Source organism: Collinsella sp. AM17-1, from assembly GCF_003470665.1.
GTDB lineage: Bacteria > Actinomycetota > Coriobacteriia > Coriobacteriales > Coriobacteriaceae > Collinsella.
Genome location: NZ_QRJZ01000007.1, coordinates 10,763 through 23,518, shown reverse-complemented (window position 1 = coordinate 23,518; position 12,756 = coordinate 10,763). Strand labels below are relative to the sequence as shown.

Genomic DNA, 12,756 nt, shown 5'->3' with positions numbered 1-12,756 from the left:
GAAGCGACAAAGCGACGCAAACCCCTACCCCGCCTCGCGCATCCAGCGATCGAACGTCCCCACGCACACGCCCAGGCACTTTGCTGCCTGGCTGCGGGTTATATCGCCTGCCTCATAGCTATCGCGCACCAGCTCAAACTGAGGAGGGCACGGCTTGCGAGGTCGACCGAAACGGACCCCTCGCGCCCGCGCCGCTGCAATTCCCTCCGCCTGGCGCCGATGGATATTCTCGCGCTCCACCTGCGCCACGTAGCTCAGCAGTTGCAGCACAATATCGGCAATCAGGGTGTTGGTCACATCCGGCGCGCCGCTGGCCCTGACGCGCGTGTCAAGCAATGGCATATCCAACACCACAATGGCAACCCCGAGCTCCTTGGTAATGCGTCGCCATTCCTCAAGAATCTCGGAGTAATTACGACCAAGTCGGTCGATAGAAAGCACCACCAGCACGTCCCCGTCTCCCAGGACGTGTAGCAGCTCGCGATAACGCGGTCGATCGAAGTCCTTGCCGCTCGCATGGTCGGCATAAATATTCGCTGAGCCCACGCCATAGGCGCCCAGCGCATCCAGCTGCCGATTTAGATTCTGATCGCGCGAACTCACCCGCGCATAACCATACACCGTCGCCATCTCATCCCCGCTTTCTTGTAAACCTGCCAAAAAGGGACAGGTTTATTTTGGTAGGTTTTACCTCTCGAATAGCAGGTAAGCGGGCGGCCGAGCAGACGGCAAGGTAGCCATGATCCAAATGCGGAGGGCGGCCCCGAAAGACCGCCCTCCGCTCTCCCGCCATGAGTCGAGATTTGGCTAATGGATAAGCTTAAAGTCCAAGTGCCCACGCGTGGTATTGACGCGCGAGACCTCGATAATCACGCGCTGGCCCAGTTCATAGCGAGTCCCCGTGTCGGCGCCCGTCAGCGTAAGCGCATCCTCGTCGAACTCGAACCACTCGTTGCCCAGACTCTTGATCGAAACCAAGCCTTCGACCTGCGTCAGGTCCAAGCGCACAAAGAGGCCCATGCTGCTGACCCATGAGACCGTTCCGGCATAGCGCTCGCCCAGGCGATCCTCATAGTACTGGGCAATCTTGATCTTTTGCGTCGCATGGCTGGCGGCATCGGCCGCACGCTCCGCATCGCTGCACGCACGGCAAATCTGCGGCAGAATGCGCGGCAGCGACTCGCGCCCCTTGCCGATCAGCCGCGGCGTACGGACCAAGGCGTCCTTGCCGCCGAGCTGCTCATAGGCCAACTGCAGTTTGAGCACGCGGTGCACCACCAGATCGGGGTAGCGACGGATGGGACTCGTAAAGTGGCAGTAGCACGGCGCGGCGAGCGCAAAGTGGCCCTCGTTGCGCGGCTTGTACAGCGCGCGCTGCATGCTGCGCAGAAGCAGCGTGTTGACGAGCGGTGCGTTGGCCGTACCGGCGGCAGCATCAACTGCAGCCTGCAGCTCATCGGGACTCCCCAGGGCAATACCGGCAGCACGGCGATCGTCGATGATGCCCAGCTGCGCCAGCGCAACGGCGGCACCGTGCAGGCTATCGGGGCTCGGATCCTCATGCACGCGATAGCAGGCCTCGATATCACGGTCTGCCAGCCACTCTGCAACGCACTCGTTGGCGAGCAGCATGGCTTCCTCGATAAGCGACGTGGCACACGAACGCTCGCGCGCCACAATCTGCACGGGTACTCCGTCCTCATCCAATAGAGCGCGAATCTCGGCCGTGTCAAAATCGACTGAGCCGCGGACGCGACGAATACGACGGCGAAGTTCGGCGAGTTCGTTGGCGGCGACAAGGAAATTGCCGAGGTCGACGTTATAGCCGCGGGCGGCCTTCTCGCACGCAAGACCGCGCTCAAGCGCCTCCTCGCGCGAGGCCTCAGCAGCCGCAACATCCTCGGCCGCACCCTCCAGCACCCCATACTCCACCGCGCCGGCACGCACCAGCAGCGCCTCGGCGCCGTCATAGTCCATACGCACACGCGAGCGAATCACGCTGGGGTACGGATCGTAATGCCGCACGCGACCCTGCGCATCGAGTTCAATGTCAACGGTAAACGCAAGACGGTCCTCGTCAGGGCGAAGCGAACACAGGTCACAGGACAGGCGTTCGGGCAGCATGGGAAGCACGCGATCGGCCAGATACACCGATGTCGTACGATGGCGAGCCTCAAGATCGATATGCCCGTCCCAAGCCACATAGTGAGAAACGTCAGCGATATGCACACCCAGCTTGTAGCCACCCTCGGGCGTGCGCTCAAGCGAAATGGCATCGTCAAAGTCGCGCGCGTCAACCGGGTCGATCGTGATGACAAAGCGGTCGCGCAGATCGCGGCGGAGCGGGTCCTTAAGCGCCGCGGACACATCGAGCGAAAGCCCCTCGGCCTCGTCCAGCGCGGCCTCGGGATAGCTATCGGTATAGCCGTAACGTGCCATCACGTATTGAACGCCCAAATCGGGCGCGTCATCTCCGCCAATGCGGCGTTCGATCGTCACGGTGCCCGATTCCAGGCGCGTCGGGTAGGTCAAAATGCGCGCGACAACGGCATCACCCGGGTGGACGCCCAGACGATCCGCCGAGGTATCCTCGGGCAGAATGAAGAAGTCGGCCTTCAGGCGCGAATCGAGCGGCTCGATCACACCGAGCGGACCAGCGGTCTGGTACGTACCCACCACGCTTATGGCTGCGCGCTCAACCACGCCTTCGATCACGGCGCGCCGCTCACCGTGCGGGCTGTTCTTAATGCTCACGGCAACGGTATCGCCATCCATGATCTCGCGCTTACCGCGGCCCATGACCTTGTAGTCGCCGTTTTCGGTTACAACGTAGGCGCTATGCTCATGGAGCTGCACGCGCCCGGTCAGGCTCGGACGGCGTTCGCTGCGCACCGGCCCGCGCTTATTGCGAGCTCCACGCTTATGCTTGTTATTGCGCCCCATGGCGCCTCCTAACTATCGATTGCGAACTCCAAAGAGTCTACCCAAATGATCCGTTTTCCTGCCGTCCCCTAGGGATCAAAAAACGGGCCGCCCCGCAAGAGACGACCCGTTGGAAGGGATGAATTCCAGGCATGCCTACACGCGCAGGTAGCGGCGCATGGCGATGGCAGAACCAAAGAGACCGATAATCACGCCGACCAGAATCAGCGCAGCATAGGTCACCAGGTAGTACTGCATCGGCAGGGCAAACGACATCCAGCCGATGCTCTCCTGCAAACGCGGAATCATCAGATTGCGCAGCAGCTCCAGAACGCCGATGGAAAGCAGCGAGCCCAAAATGGCCTGCAGTACGCCCTCGGTGATAAACGGGCCGCGAATGAAGCCGTTGCTGGCGCCGACCAGACGCATAATCGCAATCTCACGACGACGCGCCGTGATGGACAGGCGAATCGTGTTGTTGATGAAGATGAATGCGATAAAGGTCAAAAGGCCAACGAGCACCACGGCGGCGATGCGGATGTAGTTGGTCACCTGGAACAGGCGGCTCACTTCCTCCTGGCCGTACAGCACGCTCGCGTTGACGTCGCCGTCATCCGCGATCTTCTGGAAGTCGGCGTTCTTCTTGAGCTTCTGGGCCGTGCTCTCGACCTTGGACGGATCGTCCATCTCAATTGCAAACGAAGCCGGCAGCGGGTTCTGGCCATCGAGCGCGCTCATGGTGGCGTCGGCGTTGCCCGACATCTTGCTCGTATACTCGGCCAGCGCGTCGTCCTTGTCCTTATAGGTCACGGACTTGACGTTATTCCACGTCTTAAGCTCGGCCTCAAAAGCCTGAACATCGGCCTGATCGGCGTCATCGCTAATGAACGCGTTGATGACAACCTGATCCTCGACGGTGCCGATCACGGAGTTCAGCATCGCGGAGCCCATGATGAACAGGCCGATGATAAACAGCGAAAGGAAGATCGTGATGACGGCGCCGAGCGAGGTAGTCCAGTTACGGAAGAAGTGACTGATTGCCTCTTTGAAGGAGTAGCCCACGTTAGTTGGTGCCATAGTTGCCGTAACCTCCCCTCTCCTGGTCGCGGATAACGTGGCCGCCCTCGAGGGCGATCACGCGACGGTGCATGCTATCGACCATCTCGCGGTCGTGCGTGGCGACGATCACGGTGGTGCCGGTGCGGTTAATACGCTCGAGCAGCTTCATGATGCCCAGCGAGATCGCCGGGTCGAGGTTACCCGTGGGCTCGTCGCAGATCAGCAGCGGCGGACGGTTGACCATAGCGCGGGCGACGGCGACGCGCTGCTGCTCGCCACCGGAAAGCTGGTCGGGCAGCGAGTCCATCTGATCGGCCAGACCGACCAGACGCAGCACCTCCGGCACCTGGCTGCGAATGACGCCCTTGGGCTTGCCGATGCACTGCAGGGCAAACGCCACGTTTTCGTAGGCGGTCTTTTGCGGCAGAAGCTTAAAGTCCTGGAACACGGCGCCAATCTGGCGGCGCAGGAACGGAACCTTGCGGTTCTTGATCTTCATGAGGTCCTGACCGGCAACCAAGATGCGGCCGCTCGTCGGCTTGACGTCGCGGTTGAGCGTCGACAGCAGCGTGGTCTTACCCGAGCCGGAATGACCGACCAGGAAGACGAACTCGCCCGGATAGATCTCAATGTTGATGTCGTCAAGTGCAGGCTTGTTGGGCTGTGCCGGATAGATCTTGGTGACATGCTCCATAAGGATGACGGGCTCGACACCGGCCTGCTTGGCCATCTTCTTGCGGCTGGCCTGCGGATCGATGGGCGCAAACACCGACGTAAAATCGGGGTTGTTGAGCGCGTTATCGAGGCTTGCGACCTCGGCGGCCTGATCGCTCTCGACCACCGGGGCAGCAGGCTGCGTGGGGTCGGGAATGGCGGCAAAGAGACCGGACTGCGCAGGCTGAGGAACCGGCGTCGCAGGAGCCATGGGGTCGGGAATGCCGGCCATGGTAGGCTGCGGCGTGGCGGCGCCAGCCTGAGGCTGCTCCACGCGAGCGGTCACGGCCTGAACGGGCTCAAAACCCGCCGTGCCGGAAAGCGCGACATCGCTGGTGGGATTGTAGGCAAAGGGATCGGATGCCGGCTGTGCCTGATCTGCCGGCTGAGTGGGGGCCTGAGCAACAGGCTGGCCCTCTGAATCCGGAGTGGCGAAACGACTGCCCTGGACGCCTGTCTGCGTCTTGGGGGCATCATCGCCCGCACCGGAGGTACGGAAGTGGTTACCCACTGGTGCTCCTTATCGTCGTGCGTTTAAACTACATGAGCGCTTTGTATTTTAGCAGCATTAGCTTTGCTGCACATAAGAAGCATGGCGGGGTTTGGGTCTCACCGGCCGGGCGCAGGGTTACCTCCCAAATCGTCCTCGCGCATGGCCGGCATTTGTCCTGCTCCTGCGGAGCTGCGGACAAACGCCGGCCTGCGCTGCGGAAAGATTTGGGAGGTAACCCTGCGCCCGGCCTGCGGCTACTATGGGGCCGACGCACCAACTTGAGATGCTGCGCATACAAAATTGGAAGGGTCTGAATTGCACTTTGTTGGGATGGGCTCGTTTCCCCATGGGAACTTTGCTTGGCAGGACTCTAATTTAAATTCAGCATAAACAGGGGCGCCCTCTTTGAGGACGCCCCTGTTCTGGCTTGTTTGCGGTTGTCGACGCGATACTTTGCCTCGTCTTGCCTTATGCCAAGAACTCCTTGGTGGTCGCCACGATGTTGGCGGCGTCCAGGCCGTACTTGTGCAGGAGCTCGGCACCCGGGCCAGACTCACCGAAGGTGTCGTTGACGCCGATCTTCTTGAGCGGCGTCGGGCACTGCTCACACAGGACGTCGGCAACGGCGCTGCCCAGGCCACCGATCACAGAGTGCTCCTCGACGGTTACGACGTGGCCGGTCTTGGTGGCGCTCTTGACGATCAGGTCGGCATCGATGGGCTTGATGGTGTGCATGTTGATGACCTCGGCGTCGATGCCCTCGGCAGCGAGCTGCTCGGCGGCCTCGAGAGCCTCGCCGACCATCAGGCCGCAGGCGATGATGGTGACGTCGGCGCCCTCGCGCATGACAATGCCCTTACCCAACTCGAACTTGTAGGTCTCGGGGTCGTTGATAACCGGCGAGGCCAAACGGGCGAAGCGCATGTACACCGGACCGTCGCACTCGTAGGCGGCGCGCGTCACGGCGCGGGCCTCGACGTCGTCGGCAGGAACGATCACGGTCATGCCGGGGATGACGCGCATGAGGGCGATATCCTCGCAGCACTGGTGCGTGGCGCCATCCTCGCCCACCGAGATACCGGCGTGCGTGGCACCGATCTTAACGTTAAGGTGTGGATAGCCGATGGAGTTGCGGACCTGCTCAAAGGCGCGGCCGGCGGCAAACATGGCAAAGCTGCTCGCGAAGGCGACGCGGCCGGTGGTTGCGATACCGGCGGCAACACCCATCAGGTTGCTCTCGGCGATGCCCACATCGAAGAAGCGGTCGGGGCAGGCGGCCTTAAACTTGCCGGTCTGCGTGGCGGCGGCCAGGTCGGCGTCGAGGACCACAAAGTCGTCGTGCTCGTTGGCGAGCTCGACGAGGGCCTCGCCGTAGCTTACGCGCGTGGCGATTTTCTTGACGTCTGCCATCCTAGAGCTCCTCTCCGGCGGCCGTGAGCTCTGCCATGGCCTGCTCAAACTGTTCATCGTTGGGGGCCTTACCGTGCCAACCCACCTGGTTCTCCATAAAGGAGACGCCCTTGCCCTTCGTGGTCTCGGCGATAATGGCGGTCGGCTGACCCTTGGTGGCGCGGGCCTCGGCAAAGGCGGCGCGGATCTGGTCGAAGTCGTTGCCGTCGGCGAGCTCCACCACATGGAACTTGAAGGCGCGGAACTTGTCGGCGAGCGGCATGGGGTCGTTAACCTCCTCGACGGGGCCGTCGATCTGCAGGCCGTTATGGTCGACGATCACGCAGAGGTTGTCGAGCTGCTGGTTGCCGGCAAACATGGCGGCCTCCCAGACCTGGCCCTCCTCGCTCTCGCCGTCGCCCAGCAGGGCGTAGGTGCGGTAGTCGTCGCCCCAGTGCTTGGCGGCAACGGCCATGCCCACGGCGGCGGAGATGCCCTGGCCAAGCGAGCCGGTGGACATGTCGACGCCCGGGGTGTCATTCATGTTGGGATGGCCCTGCAGGTGGCTGCCGATGTGGCGCAGCGTCTCGAGATCCTCCTTGGGGAAGAATCCGCGCTCGGCGAGCACGGCGTACAGACCAGGCGCGCAGTGACCCTTGGAAAGCACGAAGCGGTCGCGGTCGGCCTTGCGGGGGTCGGCCGGGTCGACGTTCATTTCCTCAAAGTACAGATAGGTCATGATGTCGGCAGCGCCGAGCGAACCGCCCGGATGGCCGGACTTGGCAGCGTGCACGCCGGTGACGATGCCCTTCCTTACCTCGTTGGCAACCTTTTTGAGCTCTTCGTCGCTCATTGTGCCTTCCTTTCATCCTCATTAGACAAAATGCGCACGGCACCGAAGGTAATCCCAACACAGCCGCAATGCACGTACGTCATTCATTATGCTGGAAACTGATGGCTTTACCAGAGTTTTTATCATTATTTGAACAATTTAGCAGGCAGAACCGCTGATGAAACGGTTTATCAATGTGAACGTCTTTTGGATGGAACGCGATCGACCCTACGCGCTAATGTCCTTGAATCCCTCGCCGAAGGCTTCCGTAACGTCAGCGACCGTCACAATGGCGTGAGGATCGCGCTCGCGCACAATCGTCTTGAGGGTATTGAGCTCTCGACGGCTCACGATGACCATAATCACCGGCTTCTCGGCACCCGAATACATGCCAGTCGCCTTAAACTTGGTACAACCACGACCCAGGCCATACATGATATCGGCAGCAATATCAGGGAACTTGTCCGAGATGATGAGTACCATACGGCGCTTGTTGCCACCATCGACCACAGCATCGATCACGTAGCCGCTAATGACCATCGAAAGGCCTGCATATAGTGCGTTTTCGATTGAAAAGACCGGAGCCGACAGCGCGCATACGGCAACATCGATCGCCATGACGGTCGAGCCCACCGGCAGCGAGGTGTTACGCGAGATGATTTGGCCAATCGTGTCCGAGCCGCCGGTGTTGGCGCCGGCGCGCAACACCATGCCGTAACCGATGCCCGTAATAATGCCACCCCACATGGCGGGAAGCATCAGGTCCGCATCCGCTAGAGGTGCTACAAACGGGGCGAACAGATCGGTAAAGAAGCCCAGCAGCACAAAGCCCGTCGCGGTCTGCACCACGTAGAACATGCCGCCCTCGCGCATAACGACCAACAACAGCAAGGCGTTCATCACGATCGTCTGAATACCGACGGGAAGCGATAGGCCGCGCGATGCACCGACCGCCTGGATAATGGTGGCAAGGCCCGTAACGCCACCGGCAGCAAGGCCGTTGGGGATCAAAAACAGGTCGGTCGCAATAGCGGCCAGAGCGCACCCCAACATAATCTGGGGCAGGTCGTGAAAGAAGTTCATCGAAAGAATGCGCTTGATGTCCAGACGATATGCCATGCTGCCTCCCTCAAAAAAGCGCACCCAAACGGATGCGCTTCGAACTTCTTGCTGTATTCGATTCTACCGATTCGCCGGACAAAAACCACCCCTGCGCAGGGTTTGCTCTGGATACAAAACCACCCTGCTGGGAGGGTTTTAATCCATTTCCACATAAACCGGGCGGTTTAAGCAGACGGGGTCTCCGCATCAGCGTTGCCAGTGGCCCAGCGATGGTAGCCAATAACAAACGGGTCCAGGTCGCCATCGTCAAGAACGGCCTCGACATTGCTGGTCTCCACGCCCGAGCGCAGATCCTTGACCATCTGGTACGGGTAGAGCACGTAGCTGCGAATCTGGTTGCCAAAACCAATCGTGGTCTTGGGTCCGCGAATCTCATCGAGCGCCTCGGCACGCTTCTCGAGCTCAATCTCGTACAGGCGAGCCTTGAGGATCTGCATGCACGCGGCCTTGTTCTGGATCTGGCTGCGCTCGTTTTGGCAGGTGACCACAATGCCGCTGGGGAAATGCGTCACGCGCACGGCGGAGTCGGTGGTGTTAACGCCCTGGCCGCCCGGGCCGCTCGCGTGGTACACGTCCACGCGGATGTCATCGGGACTGATCTCGATGTCGATATCATCGGGTAGCACGGGGATGACCTCGACGCCGGCAAACGTGGTCTGGCGGCGCTTCTTGTCGTCGGTGGGGCTGATGCGAACCAAGCGGTGGACGCCGGCCTCGGCGCGCAGCATGCCAAATGCGTCCTTGCCCTCGACAGTAAAGGTCGCGCGGTCGATGCCGATGACCTCGGCTGCGGGACAGTCGTTGATGGTGACCTTCCAGCCGCGACGCTGGCAGTACTTCATGTACATCTTAAAGAGCATGAAGGTCCAGTCCTGGGCCTCCAGACCACCCTGTCCGGGCTTGATGGTCACAATGGCATCGCCGTGATCGAACTCACCGGTAAACCAGCTCGAAAGCTCAAGCTCATCGATGGCACGGGCCAGGCGCTCAGCCGTGGCTGTAGCCTCCTCGCGAAGGGCGACGGCGTCGGGGTCATCCCCCATCTCCTCGGCAAGCTCCAGCGCAGCGCGGGCATCGGAAAGCTCGCCGCGCGCGGTGTCCACGGCAGCGATATCTTCCTTGGTACGCGCGATCTCCTCCATGGTGGCACGGGCGGCGTCGGCGTCATCCCAAAAGCCAGGGGCAACACTTTTGGCCTCGAGCTCGGTCACACGGGTACGCTTCTCGTCCAGGTGGAGATACGACTCGACCTCGCCGAGCCGGTCCGCGAACGCGTCCAGCTCGGCGGGCGTTATCTCTAAAGCCTCAGCCATTAACGATTCCTGCCGTGGCAGTACTTAAACTTCTTGCCGCTACCGCAGGGGCACGGGTCGTTGCGGCCCACGTTGACGTACGGATCGTCGCTCTCGGACTTGCGATAAGTGGTCACCTTGCCACCGTTGTTGACGGCAGCCGGTCCGCCTTGGACAGCCGTGCGGGCCTGCACCTGCGCCTGCTTGCGCAGCACCGAGTCGCCGTTATCACCATCGACCTCGGCAGGACCGGAGAAGCGCGCGCCCTCGAGCGCGGGCTCCTCCTTGTGCTCCACGGCACGCGGGGCAGCCTTGATCTCGATGCGCAGAACCGTGCGCAGGTAATCCTCATACATGGTATCGACGAGTATCTGGAACGCGCCGTAGGCCTCGGTCTTGTACTCAACCAGCGGGTCGCGCTGGCCAAAGCCGCGCAGGCCGATGCCGGTCTTAAGGTAGTCCATCTCCTGCAGGTAGTTCATCCAGCGGGTATCGATGACGCGCAGCATGACCTGGGTGTTGAGCTCGCGCATCAGGTCCTCGCCCAAGCGCTCGGCCTTCATGTTGTAGCACTTCTCTACGTAAGCCAGGACATCGGCAGCCAGGGCCTCATAATCCTCGTCGGGGAACTTCGGCGTATCGATGTGGCCGGTGAGCTCCACAACCCACTTGCGCAGGCCCTCCAGGTCGCGCTCGCCATCGTGACTGTCCTTGGTGCAGAACTCCTGCACGCAGCGGTACACGGTGTCGTGCATGACCTCGGTGATGTGGTCGGTCAGGTCCTTGCCGTCCAGAATCTTATTGCGCTCGGCGTAGATGACCTGGCGCTGCTTGTTCATGACGTCGTCGTACTCAAGGACGCTCTTACGCATGGAGAAGTTGATGCTCTCGACCTTGTGCTGGGCGCTCTCGACGGCCTTGGAGATGATCTTGTGCTGGATGGGCATGTCGTCGCCCATGTCGGCCGTGACCATCATCTTGGAGACGCGGTCCATCTTGTCGCCGCCGAACAGGCGCATGAGGTCGTCCTCGAGCGACAGGTAGAACTGGGTCTCGCCTGGATCGCCCTGACGGCCGGAACGGCCGCGCAGCTGGTTGTCGATACGGCGGGACTCATGGCGCTCGGTGCCGATGACGGTCAGGCCGCCGGCGGCAAGCACGCGCTCGCGCTCGGCCTTGCAAGTCTCCTTGGCCTCGGCGTTAAACTGCTCGAGCTGCTCGGGCGTCACGTCCTCCATGGTCAGGCCCTCGTACTCCAGGCGCTCGCGCACCAGCTCGTCGGGGTTGCCGCCCAGCAGGATGTCAGTACCACGACCGGCCATGTTGGTGGCGATGGTCACGGCGCCGTAGCGTCCGGCCTGGGCAACGATGTGGGCCTCGCGCTCATGGTGCTTGGCGTTGAGGACCTCGTGAGCGATGCCGCGCTTGGTAAGGGCGGCGGACAGCTTCTCGGAGCTCTCGATGGAGACGGTGCCCACCAGGACCGGCTGGCCCTTGGCATGACGCTGCTCGACATCGTCGGCGACGGCGTTGTACTTGGCCTGAATGGTGCGGTACACCAGGTCCTCGTGGTCCACGCGCTGCACGGGCTTGTTGGAGGGGATGACCTCGACGGGCAGCTTGTAGATCTCGCGGAACTCGGCATCCTCGGTAAGTGCCGTGCCGGTCATGCCGGAAAGCTTGTCATACAGACGGAAGTAGTTCTGCAGGGTAATGGTGGCCAGCGTCTGGTTCTCCTCGCGCACGAGCACACCCTCTTTGGCCTCGATGGCCTGGTGCAGGCCCTCAGAATAGCGGCGGCCCTCCATGATGCGGCCGGTGAACTCGTCGACGATCTTGACCTCGCCGTTGGTGACTACGTACTGCTTGTCGCGGTGGAACATGTACTGGGCCTTCAGCGCCTGCTGCAGGTGGTTGACCAGCTGGCCGGAGAGATCGGCATAGATGTCATCGATACCCAGGCGGCGCTCGATTTTCTTAAGGCCGCGCTCGGTGGCGGCGATGGTGTGCTTGGCCTCGTCCATGACGTAGTCGCCCGTGGGCTCCACGTCCTCGGTGGCGGTAAGCATGTCGTGCGACACGTCCTCGCCGCGCTCAAGGCCACGCACAGCACGCGCGAAGTCCTTGTAGGTACTGGCGGACTTGGTGCCAGCGCCCGAGATAATGAGCGGCGTCCTGGCCTCATCGATCAGGATGGAGTCAACCTCGTCGACGATGGCGTAGTTGTGGCCGCGCTGCACGCGCTGCTCGGGACGGGTAACCATGTTGTCGCGCAGGTAGTCGAAACCGAACTCGGAGTTGGTGCCGTAGGTGACGTCTGCCTGGTAGGCCGGACGCTTGAGCTCGAGCGGCATGTTGTTCTGGAGCAGACCGACGGTCATGCCCAGGTACTTATAGATGCGGCCCATCCACTCGGAGTCACGCTTGGCAAGGTAATCATTGACAGTAACGACGTGCACGCCCTTGCCGGCAATAGCGTTGAGATAGCCGGCCAACGTGGAGACGAGGGTCTTACCTTCGCCGGTCTTCATCTCGGCGATGTGGCCCTCGTGCAGTGCCATGGCGCCAATGAGCTGCACGTCAAAGTGGCGCATACCCATGGTGCGCTTGGAAGCCTCACGCACGGTGGCAAAGGCCTCGGGGAGCATGTCGTCGAGCGACTCGCCGTTGGCGTAACGCTCGCGGAACTTATCGGTCTGGCCGCGGAGCTCCTCCTCGGTCATCTTCTCAAACTGGGGCTCAAGACCGTTGATCTGGTCGACGATCTTGTAGTAGCGCTTAAGGTCCTTATCGGATCCAAAGGACAGCAGCTTTGACATGAATCCCATGTGGTTTTCCTTTTTGGCCATCGCCCACGCCGTGCAGCTGCGGGCGAGTTAAACACAGATGATTGTACTTTAGCCAAACAAGGCGCGGCCTATACGGTCGACCTC

Annotated in this window: 9 protein-coding genes; all 9 read right to left on the bottom strand. The window is 61.5% G+C overall.

The features are described from left to right. Positions 1-24: 24 nt before the first annotated feature. The 9 genes from DW195_RS04825 to secA all read right to left on the bottom strand — a co-directional run bounded on the left by DW195_RS04825 (position 25) and on the right by secA (position 12,651). Entirely contained in the window at positions 25-630 is a 606-nt protein-coding gene (locus DW195_RS04825; RefSeq protein WP_035137411.1) for a recombinase family protein, read from the bottom strand. A 177-nt stretch (positions 631-807) separates the two neighbouring features. After that, complete coding sequence (locus DW195_RS04820) at positions 808-2,943, bottom strand: ribonuclease R family protein (RefSeq protein ID WP_118206012.1); 2,136 nt, start codon at positions 2,941-2,943, stop codon at positions 808-810. A 135-nt stretch (positions 2,944-3,078) separates the two neighbouring features. Beyond that, positions 3,079-3,999 carry a permease-like cell division protein FtsX gene (gene ftsX / locus DW195_RS04815; RefSeq protein WP_089572231.1) on the bottom strand — a complete coding sequence of 307 codons (921 nt, stop codon included), beginning with the start codon at positions 3,997-3,999 and terminating at the stop codon, positions 3,079-3,081. Further along, positions 3,986-5,206 (bottom strand): cell division ATP-binding protein FtsE, encoded by a 1,221-nt coding sequence (gene ftsE, locus DW195_RS04810; protein ID WP_117759469.1) that lies wholly within the window; start codon positions 5,204-5,206, stop codon positions 3,986-3,988. Before ftsE ends, ftsX begins: the two co-directional genes overlap by 14 nt. 450 nt (positions 5,207-5,656) lie before the next feature. Then, positions 5,657-6,598: a transketolase family protein gene (locus tag DW195_RS04805; RefSeq protein WP_055251857.1), complete on the bottom strand. Its 942-nt coding sequence runs from the start codon at positions 6,596-6,598 to the stop codon at positions 5,657-5,659. 1 nt (position 6,599) lies between these two features. Then, complete coding sequence (locus tag DW195_RS04800; protein ID WP_099432020.1) at positions 6,600-7,430, bottom strand: transketolase; 831 nt, start codon at positions 7,428-7,430, stop codon at positions 6,600-6,602. Positions 7,431-7,637: 207 nt separating this feature from the next. Continuing rightward, on the bottom strand, positions 7,638-8,528 hold the full coding sequence (locus DW195_RS04795) for a YitT family protein (RefSeq protein WP_035137417.1): 891 nt from the start codon (positions 8,526-8,528) through the stop codon (positions 7,638-7,640). Positions 8,529-8,695: 167 nt separating this feature from the next. After that, positions 8,696-9,844 carry a peptide chain release factor 2 gene (prfB, locus tag DW195_RS04790; protein WP_118206011.1) on the bottom strand — a complete coding sequence of 383 codons (1,149 nt, stop codon included), beginning with the start codon at positions 9,842-9,844 and terminating at the stop codon, positions 8,696-8,698. After that, a complete protein-coding gene (gene secA / locus DW195_RS04785; protein WP_089572242.1) occupies positions 9,844-12,651 on the bottom strand; it encodes a preprotein translocase subunit SecA in 2,808 nt (935 codons plus the stop codon). Before secA ends, prfB begins: the two co-directional genes overlap by 1 nt. Positions 12,652-12,756: the final 105 nt, after the last annotated feature.